11 protein-coding genes are annotated in these 16,458 nt (G+C 68.2%); all 11 read left to right on the top strand.

Features of this window, described 5'->3' with window-relative positions:
* Nucleotides 1–10: 10 nt before the first annotated feature.
* Nucleotides 11–1,876 (top strand): 1,4-alpha-glucan branching protein GlgB, encoded by a 1,866-nt coding sequence (gene glgB, locus AC1DVU_RS11925; protein WP_476922925.1) that lies wholly within the window; start codon nt 11–13, stop codon nt 1,874–1,876.
* Nucleotides 1,877–2,089: 213 nt separating this feature from the next.
* A complete protein-coding gene (locus tag AC1DVU_RS11920) occupies nt 2,090–4,909 on the top strand; it encodes a hypothetical protein (RefSeq protein WP_476922653.1) in 2,820 nt (939 codons plus the stop codon).
* Nucleotides 4,851–6,485, top strand: coding sequence for a hypothetical protein (locus tag AC1DVU_RS11915; protein ID WP_476922652.1), 1,635 nt, complete (start codon nt 4,851–4,853; stop codon nt 6,483–6,485). The genes AC1DVU_RS11920 and AC1DVU_RS11915 overlap by 59 nt, the downstream gene beginning before the upstream one ends.
* 188 nt (nt 6,486–6,673) lie before the next feature.
* Nucleotides 6,674–7,453 (top strand): electron transfer flavoprotein subunit beta/FixA family protein, encoded by a 780-nt coding sequence (locus tag AC1DVU_RS11910; RefSeq protein ID WP_476922651.1) that lies wholly within the window; start codon nt 6,674–6,676, stop codon nt 7,451–7,453.
* A gap of 15 nt (nt 7,454–7,468) precedes the next feature.
* Nucleotides 7,469–8,416: an electron transfer flavoprotein subunit alpha/FixB family protein gene (locus tag AC1DVU_RS11905; RefSeq protein ID WP_476922650.1), complete on the top strand. Its 948-nt coding sequence runs from the start codon at nt 7,469–7,471 to the stop codon at nt 8,414–8,416.
* Between the two features lie 267 nt (nt 8,417–8,683).
* A complete protein-coding gene (locus AC1DVU_RS11900) occupies nt 8,684–10,327 on the top strand; it encodes a peptide ABC transporter substrate-binding protein (RefSeq protein ID WP_476922649.1) in 1,644 nt (547 codons plus the stop codon).
* 168 nt (nt 10,328–10,495) lie between these two features.
* Nucleotides 10,496–11,422, top strand: coding sequence for an ABC transporter permease (locus AC1DVU_RS11895; protein ID WP_476922648.1), 927 nt, complete (start codon nt 10,496–10,498; stop codon nt 11,420–11,422).
* Nucleotides 11,415–12,398, top strand: a complete 984-nt coding sequence (locus AC1DVU_RS11890) for an ABC transporter permease (RefSeq protein ID WP_476922647.1) — start codon at nt 11,415–11,417, stop codon at nt 12,396–12,398. The genes AC1DVU_RS11895 and AC1DVU_RS11890 overlap by 8 nt, the downstream gene beginning before the upstream one ends.
* On the top strand, nt 12,395–14,107 hold the full coding sequence (locus tag AC1DVU_RS11885) for a dipeptide ABC transporter ATP-binding protein (RefSeq protein ID WP_476922646.1): 1,713 nt from the start codon (nt 12,395–12,397) through the stop codon (nt 14,105–14,107). The genes AC1DVU_RS11890 and AC1DVU_RS11885 overlap by 4 nt, the downstream gene beginning before the upstream one ends.
* Before the next feature lie 139 nt (nt 14,108–14,246).
* A complete protein-coding gene (locus tag AC1DVU_RS11880) occupies nt 14,247–14,897 on the top strand; it encodes a hypothetical protein (RefSeq protein ID WP_476922645.1) in 651 nt (216 codons plus the stop codon).
* Entirely contained in the window at nt 14,898–16,421 is a 1,524-nt protein-coding gene (locus AC1DVU_RS11875) for a DNA polymerase Y family protein (protein ID WP_476922644.1), read from the top strand.
* Nucleotides 16,422–16,458 lie beyond the last annotated feature (37 nt).

The following is a 16,458-nucleotide window of genomic DNA, read 5'->3' as shown; positions in this document are numbered from 1 at the left end:
GCCTGCTGCGGTGGGCGAGCTCGACCTGCACCTCATCAGTGAGGGCCGACACGAGCGGCTCTGGGAGGTGCTCGGCGCCCACGTGCGTACGTACGACGGTCCCGAAGGTCCCGTCGAGGGCACATCATTCGCCGTCTGGGCGCCCAACGCGCAGGCGGTGCAGGTCGCCGGTGACTTCAACTTCTGGGACAGCGGCAGTCATGCGATGCGCTCGCTCGGCGATGCCGGCGTGTGGGACCTGTTCGTCCCCGGCATCGGCATCGGCACGCACTACAAGTTCCGCATCCTCGGGCCCGACGGGCAATGGCACGAGAAGGCCGACCCCATGGCGTTCCGCGCCGAGGTGCCGCCGGCTACGGCGTCGGTCGTCACGACACCGCAGCACACCTGGGCCGACGATGCGTGGGTCGCCAAGCGCAACGCGACGACGTGGCTCGACGCGCCCATGAGCATCTACGAGGTCCACCTCGGCTCGTGGCGCCCCGGACTCGACTACCGCGAGCTCGCCGACGAGCTGGCCGACTACCTCACCGAGACCGGGTTCACGCACGTCGAGCTCATGCCGATCGCGGAGCATCCGTTCGGCGGCTCCTGGGGCTACCAGGTCACCTCCTATTACGCGCCCACCTCGCGCTTCGGCTCACCGGACGACTTCCGCTGGTTCGTCGACGAGCTGCACCAGCGCGGATTCGGCGTCATCGTCGACTGGGTGCCGGCGCACTTCCCCCGCGACGAGTGGGCGCTGGCGCGCTTCGACGGCACACCTCTCTATGAGCACCCGGACCCGCGTCGCGGCGAGCAGCCCGACTGGGGCACGTACGTGTTCGACTTCGGGCGCCCGGAGGTCCGCAACTTCCTCGTCGCCAACGCGCTGTTCTGGCTCGAGGAGTTCCACCTCGACGGGCTGCGTGTCGACGCCGTCGCCTCGATGCTCTACCTCGACTACTCCCGCAAGGACGGCCAGTGGGTCGCCAACAAGCACGGCGGCCGGGAGAACCTCGAGGCGGTCCAGCTCCTGCAGGAGCTCAACGCGACGGTCTACAAGCACCATCCCGGCGTCGTCATGGTCGCCGAGGAGTCAACGGCGTGGCCCGGCGTCAGCAGCCCGACCGACAGCGGCGGCCTCGGCTTCGGCTTCAAGTGGAACATGGGTTGGATGCACGACACGCTCGACTTCCTCGGCCACGAGCCGGTGCACCGGTCGTACCACCACGGCGAGATGACGTTCTCGATCGACTACGCCTGGACCGAGAACTTCATCCTGCCGCTGTCCCACGACGAGGTCGTCCACGGCAAGGGCTCGCTGTGGCAGCGCATGCCGGGTGACGACTGGAACAAGGCGGCCGGCGTACGTTCGCTGCTGGCCTTCATGTGGGCGCACCCCGGCAAGCAGATGCTGTTCATGGGCGGCGAGTTCGGCCAGGAAGGCGAGTGGGCGGAGGCTCGGTCGCTGGAGTGGCACGAGCTCGACCAGCCGCTGCACTCCGGCATCCTGCAGCTCGTCAGCGATCTCAACACCTACTACCGCTCGGCGCCGGCGCTCTACTCCGCTGACAGCCGTCCCGAGGGTTTCCAGTGGATCGATGCCAGCGACGTGGCCGGCAACGTCATCTGCTTCCTGCGCATCGGCTCGGACGGGTCGACGCTGGCCTGCATCGCGAACTTCTCCGGCGGACCGCATCACGACTACCGTGTCGGCCTGCCGTCGACCGGCACGTGGCGCGAGGTCATCAACACTGACAGTGAGATCTACGGCGGTTCCGGGGTCGGCAACCTCGGCGCGGTCGAGGCGGAGGAGGAGCCATGGCACGGCCAACCGGCCTCCGCGTTGCTGCAGCTTCCGCCCGCCGGCGTCGTGTGGCTCGCCCCTGCGTGACCACGTCCCGCGTGGACACGCACGATGACAGCAAGACGTCCCGGAACATGACTTTCGGGCGGTGACGATCGTTGATCCTGACGTGACTCCAGCGAGCCGCCATCCGGCATGCCCGGCGCGGTCGGATGGGTCGCGTGAACCAATGTGACACACGGTACGCATGGGGCATACTGAGCAGCGAAGTGCCACCCGCGGTGTAGATGAAAGGGAGTCATGACCGACTCAGAGTCCAATCAGCCGGTCGAGCGTCGGCGCGCCGACCCGTTGAAGGTCGCGGCAGACATGCTCGCGGAGGAGGAAGCGCACAACGCTCCCGCCCAGACCCGCAACACTGGCGCGAGCAGGGACGACTCCGCTCCACGCCGCACCACTGGTGATGCCCTCTCCCAAGCCGCAGCGAGCATCGCGGACGAGTCGTCCGACGCAGACGCCGACACCAACGGCGACGACAACCCCCGCGCCCGCCGGGCAGCTGCGCGAGCCGCGCGTCAGGCTGCCGCCGACAAGCGCAGGGCCGAGCGCGCCGCCGCCAAGGCCCACGCGGCGTCCAAGCGCCACGCCGTACGCAACGACGACTCGCCTGCCGAGGAGGCTCCGAAGGAGCGGACTCTCGCGCAGAAGCTCGATGCCGCACGGGAAGCCGTCTCGACGCCGCCCAACCGGGTGGAGTCAGAGCCCGAGCGCACCCAGACGTTCGAGGCTGTCCGCGAAGCCCCGGCGCAGGCTGAGGAGCAGCCCGCGGAGGCACCTGTCGCCGAGCAGCCCGAGACCATTCGTTTCGAAGAGCCGGCCGAGACCACCGCGGAGCAGCCCGCCGTCGACGACAGTCACCACGGTTCACCGTTCTCCCGCCTTGGGAGCGCTCCGACTGCAGGAGAGCTCTCGGTCGACGAGGCCCCGTCCGCGCCGCAGCCCGACGCGGCCGAGCAGGACCAGCAGCCGCAGCCGCAGGTCGTGGAGGAGCGGGTCGTCGAGACGATCGAGAACGAAGCTCCCGCCGAGGAGCAGCCCACCCCGGTCGCCGATCAGCAGCCCACCCCGGTCGCCGAGCAGGAGCGTGCCCCGATCGCTGAGCAGCAGCTCACGCCGGTCGCCGAGCAGCAGCCCACGCCGGTCGCCGAGCAGCCTGCTCCGGTGGCCGAGCAGCCTGCTCCGGTCGAGGCACGTGAGGAAGCTCCGGTGCCCCAGCCGTTCCCTGAGCGCGCCGCCGAGTCGATCCCCGCAGAGCAGCCCGCTGCAGCCCCGGCGACCTTCGCCGAGAAGCTTGCCGCGGCAAGCGCGGCCGCCCAGCAACGCGTCGCGGCCGCTCGCGCCGAAGCCGCCCGCCTGATGGAGGAGGCTGCCCGCGAGCGTGCGGAGGTCTCCGCACGGCTGCAGTCCGACGAGGCCGCGCAGCGCGAGATCGCCGCCCAGAAGCTCAAGGCAGCCGAGCAGGCCGCCGCCGAACGCGTGAGCGCCGCCCAGCAGGAGGCCGATCGGGTCTCAGCAGAGATCGAGCGTGAGCGCGCAGCAGCCGCAGCCAAGATCGCCGAGCTCCAGCAAGCCGCCGACGAGCGTGTCGCGGCTGCCAAGGCCGAGGCCGAACGACAGGCGCAGCAACGCATCCAGCAGGCCAACGCCGAGGCGATCCGCCTGGCGGAGGAGGCCGAGGCCGAGGCCAAGCGGGTTGCCGAGCGTCGTCTCGCCGAGTCCGAGAAGGCTGCAGAGGAGGCCGCCACCCGGCGTCTCCAGGCTGCCGAGCAGGATGCCCAGCGTCGCATCGAGGCCGCGCGGGCCGAGGCCGAGAAGGTCGCCGCGCAGGCTGCCGCCGACCGTGAAGCGGCTCTGACTCAGCTGGCCAAGGAGCGCGAGGCCGCTGACGCCCGCCTCGTCGAGGTCAAGGCCGAGGCCGAGCGCATCGTCGCCGACGCAGACCGCACGTCGGCCAGCCACGTGGCAGCGGCCCAGGCCGAGGCAGAGAAGGTCGCACAGCAGGCCGCAGCCGACCGCGAGGCCGCCCTAGCCCAGCTGGCCAAGGAGCGCGAGGAGGCTGACGCCCGCCTTGCGGAGGTCAAGGCCGAGGCCGAGCGCACGGTGCGCGAGGCCGAGGAGTCTGCCGGGGCTCACGTCGCCGCTGCCAAGGCCGAGGCAGAGAAGTTCGCCCAGGAGACCGCCGCGGAGCGCGTCGCCATTGCCGTACGCGTGTCTGACGCCGAGCGTGCCGCTGAGGAGAAGCTCGTCGCGGCCAAGGTGCAGGCCGATCGCCTGGCAGCCGAAGCCGCGCAGCGTCACGCCGAGGCTGCCGCTGAGCTCGCGCGCGAGCGCGACGAGGCCAAAGCCCTCGTCGAACGCGCCAATGAAGAGGCCGACAAGCTCGCCAAGGAGGCCGAGGCCGAGCGCGCTGAGGCTGCAGCCAAGCTCGCCGAGGCCGAGCGCATGGCCGCCGAGAAGATTCGCGCCGCGCAGGCCGAAGCCGAGCGGGTCGCCGCCGAGGCCAACGAGGCCGCACGTCTCGCCGGCGAGGCGCGCGAGAAGGCCGAGCGCAAGCTTGCCGAGGACGTCGAAGCGGCTCGCCTCGACGCTGAGCGCAAGATCGCCCAGGCCGAGAAGGACGCCGCCGAGCGGATCGCCCAGGCCCAGGCCGAGGCGCGCCGGCTCGCCGAGAAGTCCGAGGTCGACGCCCGCGAGCGGGTCGCCGCAGCCCAGGCCGAGGCCGAGCGGGTCACGGTCCAGTCCAAGCGCGACGCCCAGGAACGACTCAGCCAGGCCGTCGCCGCGGCTCGGTCCGCTGCTGAGGAGAAGCTGCAGGAGGCCGAGCGTACGGCGCTCGAGTGGGTTGCCGCCGCCGAGGCCGAGGCCGAGCGCGTTGCGCAGGAACACATCGTGATGGCCAATCACTCGTCAGTGTCGACGCCACTGACTTCACCTGAGCCGTTCGTCGATGAGTACGTCGACGAGGCGCCGGACAGCGATGATCATTCGCCCGAGGAGGTGAATGACGACTCTGGGCAGGTCGCCCCCAAGATCAAAAAAAGGGTCGTCCGCCGCAAGTGAGGTCCTGACTGCCGGTTCGATCGTCGCCGATCTCGACGACGAGACGCGGGACGAAACCGCATCCGCAACGGATGCCGGTGCCCGCAACGTCGTCGACCCGGTCGAAGACGGGCCCGCGCCTGACTCGCAGCCCAGCCGTCGCGAGCTCAAGGCCGAGGCCAAAGCCGCCCGTCGGCAGGAACGCGAGGAGGCCAAGGCAGCCGCGCGCCGTCAGCGTGAGGAAGCCGCTCAGGCGAAGCTCGAGGCCAAACGGCAGGCCCGGGAGGAGCAGGAGCGCGCCAAGCAGCAGGCTCGCGAGGAGAAGGAACACGCCGAGCAGCAGGCCGCCGCGGCACGCGAGCAGGAAGCCGCTGATCGGGAGCTGAAGCAGGCGAGTGAAGCTGCCGAGGAGACGCCGGCCGACGACACACCTGCTGACGGCACCGCTGCTACTACGGACACCACCGAGCCGGAGCCCCAACCAGTGGCGCCGACCGCCGCCGCGGTGGGTCTGACCGAGCGACTCGAGGCCGAGCGCCTGCGCCTCGCGGAAGAGCGCAAGGAACACGACGGTGAGGAGCGGCAGCGACTCGAGCGCGAGAAGGCCAAGGCCGACGCGGCCGAGGCGAAAACCACGGCGCAGCGTGAGCGCGACGAAGCCAAGTCAGCCTCGCGGCAGGCGCGGATCGATGCCAAGGCTGACCGCAAGCAAGCCAAGGAAGCCCGCCTTGCGGCCAAGCAGGCCGCCCGTCAGCAGCGCAACGACGAGAAGGCCAGGGCGGCCGCCGCCAAGATCCAGGCTCGTGCCGATGCCGCTGAGGCGAAGGCCGCTGACCGGGTCGACACGCGTACGGCCGACATGGAGGCGCCGGAGGTCACCGAGCTGGCCGCTGCTGCCGGCACCGAGGCGCCTGCCGCAGCACTGCAGGACACGGATGCGGACGCCGTCGAGGCCGTGACCGAACCCGACGCTGCGCCGGAGTCCGAGGACGCCCCCGAACAAAAGTCTGAGGTGGAGGAGCCGGCTGTCGAGGTCGAGGCCGAGGCCGAGTCCGACGCCAAGGAGGCCAAGCTGGCCGCTCGCCGCGAGCGCGAGGAGGCCAAGGAGGCGGCTCGCCGCGAGCGCGAGGAGGCCAGGGCGGCTGCGCGCAGTGCCAAGGCGGCCGAGCGCGCCGCGAAGAAGGCCGAGAAGAAGGCCGACCACATCGTGGAGGCCCCGCGAGAGCCCAAGGCGTCGTTCCTCGACCGAAGGCGCCAGAAGGCGGCTGCCGGGGAGCCGGGTGGCCGTTTCGGTGGCCGCAACGCCATCTCGGTGCTGGCCGTGGCGATCGGTGTCGTGGGCCTGGTGTGCTCGCTGATCCTGGCGATCGGTGCCCTCATGGCGGCCCTCGGCACGACCGACAGCAACGGGACGTACGACACGCTCTCCTCGCTCTGCGACGTGCTCGTCGGCCCTCTTCGTGACGTCTTCACGTTCTCCGGCTCCAACGCCGAGATGAAGGAATCGGTCGTCTCCTGGGGCGCCGGATCGATGATCTACGTGCTGGTCGGGATGTTCGCCCAGTCCTACCTGCGTTCCCGCGCCGACGACGACTGAGGCGTGCGGGTGTGACCTAACCCATGCCCGTGACATGTCGCCCCCATTGCTACCTCTAGGTAACATTCAGATGACGAAGGGCCGCCTTATTCGGCGCCAAATGGCGTGGGATGGTGGCTCTTGCACAGTCCAGAGACTGCCGTGACGGCCGTTCGGTCGTTGCGCCCCAGATTCACAGGAGGGTCCTCGTGACCAAAATCGTTGTCGCTGTGAAGTACGTGCCGGATGCCACGGCTGACCGGACCTTCAGCGCCGATAACACCGTCGACCGTGTTGGTGTGGATGGTCTGTTGTCCGAGCTCGACGAGTACGCGGTCGAGCAGGCGTTGCAGGTCGTCGAGGCCGGCGAGGGTGAGGTCACGGTGTTGACCGTGGGCCCCGAGCAGGCCTCCGACGCCGTACGCAAGGCGCTGCAGATGGGCGCCGACGCCGGCGTGCACGTGCAGGACGACGCGATCCACGGTTCGGATGCGTTCGCCACGTCGCTCGTGCTGGCCGAGGCCATCAAGAAGCTCGACTACGACCTGGTGTTCTTCGGCATGGCCTCGACCGACGGCGGACTGGGTGTCGTCCCGACCCTGGTCGCCGAGCGCCTCGGCCTGCCGGCGGTCACGTACGCGCAGGAGGTCACCGTCGACGGTGACACGGTCAAGATCCGCCGCGACGGCGACGTCGCCACGCAGGAGATCGAGGCGTCCGGCAAGGTCGTCGTCTCGGTGACCGACCAGTCCGGTGAGGCCCGTTACCCGTCGTTCAAGGGCATCATGGCGGCGAAGAAGAAGGACGTCCAGGAGTGGACGCTGGCCGACCTCGGCATTGACGCCGGTTCGGTGGGCCTGGACAACGCCTGGACCAAGGTTGAGTCGTTCGAGCCCCGCCCGCCGCGCACCGCCGGCGAGATCGTCACGGACGAGGGAGACGGCGGCGCCAAGCTCGTCGAGTTCCTCGCCTCCAAGAAGTTCGTCTGAGAAGGGCACTGACACATGACTGAAGTACTCGTTCTGATCGACGCCCCCGACGGCAAGGTCACCAAGCCCTCGCTGGAGCTGCTGACGATCGCCCGCCGCATCGGCGAGCCGTCGGCCGTGGTCTTCGGCAACGCCGACAACGCCACGCTCACCGAATACGGCGCGGAGAAGATCTACACGTACGACGACCCGGCCTTTGATGAGTTCCTGGTCGGCCCCAAGGCCGAGGCGCTCGCCCAGCTGGTCGCCGAGAAGTCCCCGGCTGCGGTGCTGGTCGGCGCCAGCACCGAGGGCAAGGAGATCAGCGCCCGAGTGGCGCTGAAGACCGAGTCCGGGTGGATCAGCGACGCGGTCGACGTGCAGGCCGATGGTGGCACGATCACCACGACGCAGTCGGTGTTCGCCGGCAACTTCACCGTCAAGGCCAATGTCACCAAGGGTGCGCCGGTCATCACGGTCAAGCCCAACTCGACCGCACCTGAGGCCGCTCCGGCCGCTGGCGCTGTCGAGGCGGTCACCGCTGACATCTCCGACGCAGCCAAGACCGCCCGGATCACCTCGTCCAAGCCCAAGGAGGCCTCGGGTCGCCCGGAGCTGACCGAGGCCGCGATCGTGGTGTCCGGCGGCCGTGGCACCGGCGGCGACTTCACCGAGGTCGAGGCATTCGCCGACAGCCTCGGCGCAGCTGTTGGCGCGTCGCGTGCGGCGGTCGACTCCGGCTGGTACCCGCACTCGTTCCAGGTGGGTCAGACCGGCAAGACCGTGTCGCCGCAGCTGTATGTGGCCAACGGCATCTCCGGTGCGATCCAGCACCGCGCGGGCATGCAGACGTCCAAGACGATCGTCGCGGTCAACAAGGACGACGAAGCACCGATCTTCGAGCTCGTCGACTTCGGCGTCGTGGGCGACCTCAAGGCCGTCCTGCCCCAGGCCACCGAGGAGATCAAGAAGCGCAAGGGCTGATCAGCAGCTCCTGACGACGACCGGCCCGCGCCTTGTGGGCCGGTCGTTTGTCGTCCTTGGGCGTCCCAGCATGCGGTACGAACGTCTCACCCGTGAGAACCATCGCGGATGAGTCCGCAGAACTATTGACTTCCGTGCGCCGAACGACCTCTACCTTTTGGTAACACTTTGATTAAGCAGGCTTGGAACGCTGTCCGGTGGGCATGCTGTGGTGATAGTCATAGGGGGCGCGCGCCAGCGTGCACCAGACAATCACAGGAGGAATCCATGCGACTCTCTCGGCGTACCCGCCTTGCGGGTGTGGCGTTGATCGCGGCCGGCAGCCTTACCCTGGCAGCTTGCGGCGGCGGCAGCGACGACAAGGGCGAGGGCGGTAGCAAGTCCGTCATCACGGTCTATGGCACCAACCCCCAGAACCCGCTGATCCCGACCGCAACCAACGAGGTAGGCGGCGGCGACCCGCTCGACAACATGTTCTCCGGTCTGGTGGCCTACAACACGGACGGCTCCGTCAGCAACGAGGTTGCCGAGTCGATCGAGCCTGACGCGGACAGCAAGGTCTGGACCGTGAAGCTCAAGGACGGCCAGAAGTTCACCGACGGTTCGGCCGTCACGGCTGACTCGTTCGTCAAGGCGTGGAACTACGGCGCCAACCCCGCGAACAAGCAGCTCAACAACTACTTCTTCTACCCGATCGAGGGCACAGACGACATCGGCAACACCGTTGGTGGCGCCAAGGAGCTCTCGGGCCTCAAGGTCGTCGATGACAAGACCTTCACGATCACGCTGAAGGAGCCGGAGTCGGACTTCCCGCTGCGCCTCGGCTACTCGGCGTACTTCCCGGTTCCGGACTCGGCCTACGACTCCTCCGGCAAGATCACCAAGGCGTTCGGCGAGCACCCGATCGGCAACGGCCCCTACAAGCTGACCAAGTCCGGCTGGGAGCGCAACAAGCAGATCTCGCTCGAGCCGAACCCGGACTACCAAGGCATCCACAAGCCCAAGAACGGCGGACTGGTCTTCAAGTTCTACGCCGGTGGTGGCACGGACGCTGCCTACACGGATGTCCAGTCGGGCAACCTCGACGTTCTCGACCAGGTGCCGCCGAGCGCGCTGCCGACGTTCGAGAAGGACGGCGAGGTCACGGCCTACAACGAGCCCGGCTCGAACTTCTCGTCCTTCACGATCCCGGAGCGCATCGCGCACTTCAAGGGTGAAGAGGGCGAGCTGCGTCGCGCAGCGATCTCGATGGCGACCAACCGCGACGAGATCACCGAGAAGATCTTCAACAACACTCGTACGCCTGCGACCGACTTCACGTCGCCGGTGCTCGACGGCTGGACCAAGGACGTCGCGGGCAACGAAGTGCTGAAGTTCAACCCCGAAGAGGCGAAGGCCAAGTGGGCTCAGGCTGACAAGATCAGCAAGTGGTCGGGCAAGTTCCAGCTCGCGTACAACGCGGACGGCGCCGGCAACAAGGAGTTCAGCGAGGCCATGGCGAACCAGATCAAGAACACGCTGGGGATCGACGCCGAGCCGAAGGTCTACGCAACGTTCGACGAGCTGCGCAAGCAGGTCACCGAGCGCACCATCAAGACGCCGTTCCGCACCGGCTGGCAGGCTGACTACCCGTCGATGCTCAACTACCTCGGACCGATCTACGCGACCGGTGCAGGTTCGAACGACGGCGACTACAGCAACAAGGACTTCGACAAGCTGATCCAGCAGGCGTCCGCCGAGACCGGCGACGCGCGCTACAAGCTGATCGGTGAGGCGCAGACCATCCTTCTGAAGGACCTGCCCGCGATCCCGCTGTGGTACCAGAACGCCACCGCGGTGACGGCCAAGGACCTCAAGGGGTTCGAGTTCAACTGGAAGCAGAAGCCGGACTACTACAAGCTCACCAAGTAGTCCTGCTGGTGTGACGGACGGAGGTAGCCCTCGACGGGTTGCCTCCGTTCGTCCCGCCAAGTCCTTTGGCCGGCGCCGCCGGCCTCATCCCCGGTCGTTGCGTTTGCGGAGTACCGTGAAGCGGGACCGTTCGGGGTCCACGCTTTCACGAACTTCAGGAGATCAATCGTGTGGTGGTATGTCGTCAAACGGCTGTTGCAGACCATCCCGGTATTCCTCGGTGCGACGCTCATCCTGTTCATTTTGCTCAAGCTCCGACCAGGTGACCCGATCCTCAACCTGGCCGGCAACAAGCCAGTCTCCCAGGATGTCCGAGACGCGCTGGCGGCGCAGTACCACCTCGACGACCCGCTGTTCGTGCAGTGGCTCGAGTTCGTCAAGAACGCCATCACGCTCAACTTCGGTGAGACGTTCTCTGGTCAGCCAGTCATCGACCTGATCAAGGAAACCTTCCCGGTGACGGTCGTGCTGGCCATCATGGCGCTGACCATCGACGCCGTCCTCGGGATCGGCCTCGGCACGATCGCCGGACTGAAGCGCAACGGAGTCTTTGACTCCGTGGTGTTGGTCGTCTCGCTGGTCCTGCTCTCGGTCCCGATCTTCGTTGTCGGCTTCGTGATGCAGCTGGTGTTCGGCGTCAAGCTTGGCTGGACCTCGCCGACCGTCGGTGGCGACTGGACCGTCTCGGACCTGATACTGCCGGCGGTCGTGCTCGCGATCGCCAACTTCGCCTACACGATCCGGCTGACCCGCACCTCGGTCGGCGAGAACCTAAGTGCCGACCACGTCCGCACTGCCCGCGCCAAGGGTCTCGCCGAGAGGCTCGTGGTGCGCAATCACGTGCTGCGCAACTCGCTCGTGCCGGTGGTCACCTACATCGGCATCAATCTCGGCTCGCTCATGGCCGGCGCCATCATCACCGAGACGATCTTCAACATTCCCGGCATCGGAAACGCCGCCTACAAAGCCATCCAGCAGGGTGAGACCTCAACAGTGGTCGCGATCGTGACCTTCATGGTCATGGTCTACGTCCTGATGAGCTTGTTTGTCGACCTCCTCTACGCCGTACTCGATCCGAGGATCCGCTATGTATGAGACACAGCCGGGGACGCGCCCGGGCCAGGAGCGCTTCGTCGCTCCCATCGATGAGACCCCCCTGCGAGCGATCGACGCCGTTGACGTCGAAGCGGTGCCGGAGAACCAGTGGAAGGAAGCCTGGAAGCGGCTGCGCACGGCGCCGCTGTTCTGGACCGCGATCGCCATCTTGTTGGTGATCGCGCTCATGATCTTCTTCCCGACTCTGTTCACCGATCAGGATCCCAAGAAGGCCAACCTGAGCGACAGCTTCGCGCCGGCGCGCGAAGGCCACCCCTTCGGCTTCACCCAGCAGGGTGCCGACGTGTGGGCGCGCACCGTCTACGGTGCTCGCGCCTCGGTGGCAGTCGGACTGCTGACAACGATCCTGACGGCCGTGCTCGGAATGATCACAGGCGCGATCGCCGGATACTACGGCGGCCTCTCCGACTCGCTCATCTCACGGCTCAGCGACATCTTCTTCTCGATCCCACTGCTGCTGGCGGCGATCGTCGTGATCTCGGTGCTCAACAACATCTGGCCGGACCGCGGTTTCTGGGCCTCGGTCCTGGTCGTGGTGCTGGCGCTCGCACTGTTCGCGTGGCCGCAGATCACCCGTCAGATGCGGGGTGCGGTGCTCGAGACCAAGAATTTGGAGTTCGTCGACGCCGCGACCGCCATCGGCGCATCCAGGATGAAGAACCTGCGGCGGCACATCGTCCCCAACTCGCTCGCGCCGGTCATCGTGGCATCGACGATCTCACTCGGCGTGTTCATCGTCGCGGAGTCGTCGCTCTCGTTCCTCGGACTCGGCCTCCCGCAGAACGTCGTGTCGTGGGGCAACGACCTGTCCGACGCCCAGAACCAGGTGCGCTCCGGCCAGCACCTCAACGTCATGTACGTGCCTGCAATCGCGCTGGGGATGACTGTCCTCGGCTTCATCCTGCTGGGTGAGGCGGTCCGCGAGGCCCTCGATCCGAAGGCGAGGAAGAAGTGAACGGCACACAGCCCCTGCTCGAAGTCCAGAACCTGAGTGTGGGCTTCAGGGCTGGCAAGCAGACCCTCACCGCGGTCGACCAGGCCAACCTGACGATCTATCCCGGTCAGACCATCGCGGTCGTGGGTGAGTCCGGCTCCGGCAAGTCCACGCTGGCACATGCGGTCATCGGGCTGCTGCCTGGCAATGGAAAGGTGCTGGGAGGTGCCATCCAGTTCGATGGCGCAGAGATCAGCAAGTCCTCCCGCACCAAGATCCTGGCGCTCCGAGGTTCCAGCATCGGTCTGGTGCCGCAGGACCCGATGTCCAACCTCAACCCCCTGTGGAAGGTCGGATCCCAGATCAAGGAGGCGCTGGTCGCCAACGGCGTCGCCAGCGGCGCCGAGGCCGACAAGCGGGTCGTCGAGCTCCTCGAGGAGGCCGGTCTGCCGGACGCCGAGCGGCGGGCTCGGCAGTATCCCCACGAGTTCTCCGGCGGCATGCGTCAACGCGCACTCATCGCGATGGGTCTCGCGGCACGACCGAAGCTCCTGATCGCCGACGAGCCGACCTCGGCGCTCGACGTGACGGTGCAGAAGCAGATCCTCGATCACCTCGACACCTTGACCGACACCCTCGGAGTTGCGGTCATGCTCATCACGCATGACCTCGGACTGGCAGCCGAGCGGGCGGACCACCTCGTGGTGATGTATCGCGGCCGGGTCGTCGAGTCCGGTCCCGCCCGTGCGATCTTGCAGTCGCCGGAGCACCCCTACACCCAGCGCCTCGTGTCCAAGGCGCCTTCTCTGGCGTCGCAGCGACTGTCGTCCGTCAAGGCGCGAGCGGAGGTGCGCGAGCTGGCTGTCCAAACGGCCGCCGAGATTGCCGAGGAGATTGCCCACAGCGATGCCCAGTTCGGCGAGGGCCGCAGCGACATCATCGTCGTGGAGAACCTCACGAAGGTCTTCTCCTTGCGTGGCGCCAAGCCGTGGCAGAAGATCGACTTCACTGCAGTGGACGATGTCTCGTTCCGACTGCGTCGCGGCACGACGACGGCGATCGTGGGGGAGTCGGGGTCGGGCAAGTCGACCGTGGCCCGGATGGTGCTTGACCTGCTGCCACCCACCTCGGGCAACGTGATCTTCGACGGCAGGAACATCCGCGAGCTGAAGTCCAAGGCAGAGCGCCTGAAGCTGCGTCGCCAGATGCAGCCGGTGTTCCAGAACCCCTACGCCTCACTCGATCCGCTCTACTCGATCTACCAGTCGATCGAGGAGCCCTTGCAGCTGCACGACGTCGGCACGAAGAAGCAGCGCCAGGCGCGCGTACGTGACCTGCTCGACAAGGTCTCCTTGCCGACGACCGTGATGTCGCGCTACCCGGGCGAGCTGTCGGGTGGCCAGCGCCAGCGCGTGGCCATCGCCCGTGCGCTCGCCCTCGAGCCTGAGGTCGTCATCTGCGACGAAGCCGTCTCCGCTCTCGACGTGCTGGTCCAGGCGCAGATCCTCGAGCTCCTCAACGACCTGCAGGCCGAGCTTGGCCTGAGCTACCTGTTCATCACCCACGACCTCGCGGTGGTCCGGCAGATCGCCGACGACGTCCTGGTGATGCAGGACGGCAAGGTCGTGGAGGCCGCACCCGTCACCCAGGTGTTCGACAACCCGCAGCAGGACTACACCCGCAAGCTGCTGGACGCCATCCCCGGTGCGTCGATCGAGCTGGGCGCCTGAGTTTTCGCGGGCAACCCGCCTCAGGGCGCTGTGCGGCTCTGGGGCGTCTGGGCACGGTCTTCGTCGGCATGTGGTGACCGGGTGGAAGTAGTTCAATCGGCGGATTGACTCCTTCGAACACATGTTCGAAGATGGGTGAATGACCGTAGCTCCTGCCCCGACCCTGGATGAGCTGCGCGCCCGCGTCGACCAGATGCAGGGCCGCCCGGCGGCCCAGCCTGTCGCGACCCATCCGGCCTTCGCCGGACTGCTGCAATTGCAGACCGGATCGAGCTATGGCGTCGACTCTGCCAGCCTCGCGATGGCCCTCATGGCGGGGCCCTCGGCCGATGGCGCCTGGTGCGGTGTCGTGGGCTCGGCGGAGTTCGGGCTCGAGGCCGCCGCTGCCGCCGGAGTCGACCTGCGGCGGACGATCCTGGTGCCCGATCCGGGCGAGGCCTGGCTCGAGGTCACGGCCGCGTTGATCGACGTGCTGGGCGTCGTCGTGGTGGCTGCTCCCTCAGAGATCTCCGGCAAGGACGTCAGCCGCATCAGCGCCCGGCTGCGGCAGCGTGGGGGCGTCCTGATCTCCTACGGTGACTGGCCGCGTTGTGACGCCCGGGTGTCGCTGCGTGACGCCGAGTGGGTGGGGCTGGGTCGGGGGCACGGGCACCTGCAGGCTCGACAGGTCACGGTCGAGGTCCGGCGCGGCACGGCGCCGGCCCGCACGGGTCGGCTGTGGCTGCCCGACCGGGCCCAGGTCATTCGCCGGGTCGAGGAACAGCCCACCCAGCTGCGGAGCGTGAGCTAGGTGTCTGCTCCCGCACGTGGCCGGACCATGGTGCTGTGGGCGCCGGACTGGCCCATCGTCGCGGTCGAGAGCTCGGCCTCGACCCCCGCCGCGGTGCTCCACAAGGGCCAGGTGCTGGCCTGTTCGCAGGCCGCGCGCGCCGAGGGCGTACGCCGTGGCATGCGCCGGCGCGATGCCCAGTCGCGGTGTCCGGGACTGGCTCTGCACGACTACAACCCCGATGCCGATGCGCGAGCCTTCGAGGCGGTGCTGACCGCGATCGAGGAGCTCAGCCCCGGTGTCGCGCCGCTGCGACCCGGGCTCTGCGCCATCAACGTGCCGGCCCGGTTCTACGGCGGCGAGGCCGAGGCGGCGGCGATCATCGCCGAGCGGCTCGTACGCCTGGGGGTGTGGGACGTCCGTGCCGGCATCGCCGACGGGCTCTTCGCGGCCGAGCAGGCGGCTCGCCGGGCGCTGGCCCAGGACAGCCTCGTCGTACCTCCCGGCGGATCGGCCCAGTTCCTGCGCGACCTGCCGATCGATGCGCTCGACGACGAGTCCATCGTGGGTTTGCTGCGCCGCATGGGGTTGCTGACCCTGGGCGACTTCGCTGCCTTGTCGCCGGCCGACGTGCACACCCGCTTCGGCACGCACGGTGAGCTCCTGCATCGCATGGCCCGTGGCCTCAACCCCCAGCCGATCAGCCGGCGACAGGTGCCGCCGGAGTTCGAGGCGACCCTCATGCTGGAGCCGCCCCTTGACCTGGCCGAGCAGATCGCGTTCAGCGTGCGGACGACCGCTGAGAAGTTCGTGACCGACCTCGCCGGTCATGGCCTGGTGTGCACGACTGTCCTGATCGAGGTCGACACCGACGGCTCGCTGGCGACCTCCCGGCGGTGGATGCATCCGCGCTGGTTCGGGCCAACTGACCTGGTCGACAGGGTTCGCTGGCAGCTGCAGGTCGATGGCGCGATCCGGGCGCCGGTCGACGCCGTGCGCCTGATCCCCGAGGTCACCGAGCCGCTCGGCGACCATGCCGACAGCCTCTTCGGTGGCGGTCCGGACGAGCGGGTCGAGCGCGGGGTGGCGCGCGTGCAGAGCATCGTCGGCCACGAGGCAGTCGTCTCGGTCTCCGTCCAGGGCGGTCGCGGGCCGGCCGAGCGGCGGCTGCTCGCACCATGGGGTGAGCGTCCGGTCGCCGCGCGTGCGGTGGGACTGCCGTGGCCCGGCAGCTTGCCTCCGCCGGCACCCGCGACGGTCTACACCGAGCCGCAGCAGGCGATGGTCGTGGGCGCCGAGGGGCAGGCCATCGGCGTCACGGGTCGCGGCATGGTCACGGGGGAGCCCGCCCGGTTCCGGGCCGCAGCTGGCCAGGACTGGCAGCCCGTGGCTTCGTGGGCCGGGCCGTGGCCGGTCGATGACCAGTGGTGGGACGAGGCCGCTGCGCGCCGCATCGCCCGCTTCCAGGTCGTCGGCGTCGACGGCAGTGCGTACCTCATGATCGTCGAGGCCGGTTCCTGGTGGACGGAGGCCCGCTATGACTAGTCAGCCCACCTCTTGCGCAACGTCATGGTTACGAGGC

The organism is Aeromicrobium sp. P2_G6, assembly GCF_056403535.1.
Note: the sequence above shows the minus strand (reverse complement) of the source record. Positions and strands in the feature narration are given on the sequence as shown.

Excerpts from the sequence above, each read along its gene's own strand:
- AC1DVU_RS11890 (WP_476922647.1), top strand. The coding sequence starts at position 11,415 with ATGTATGAGACACAGCCGGGGACGCGCCCGGGCCAGGAGCGCTTCGTC.
- AC1DVU_RS11905 (WP_476922650.1), top strand. The coding sequence starts at position 7,469 with ATGACTGAAGTACTCGTTCTGATCGACGCCCCCGACGGCAAGGTCACC.
- AC1DVU_RS11920 (WP_476922653.1), top strand. The coding sequence starts at position 2,090 with ATGACCGACTCAGAGTCCAATCAGCCGGTCGAGCGTCGGCGCGCCGAC.
- AC1DVU_RS11915 (WP_476922652.1), top strand. The coding sequence starts at position 4,851 with ATGACGACTCTGGGCAGGTCGCCCCCAAGATCAAAAAAAGGGTCGTCC.
- AC1DVU_RS11880 (WP_476922645.1), top strand. The coding sequence starts at position 14,247 with ATGACCGTAGCTCCTGCCCCGACCCTGGATGAGCTGCGCGCCCGCGTC.
- AC1DVU_RS11900 (WP_476922649.1), top strand. The coding sequence starts at position 8,684 with ATGCGACTCTCTCGGCGTACCCGCCTTGCGGGTGTGGCGTTGATCGCG.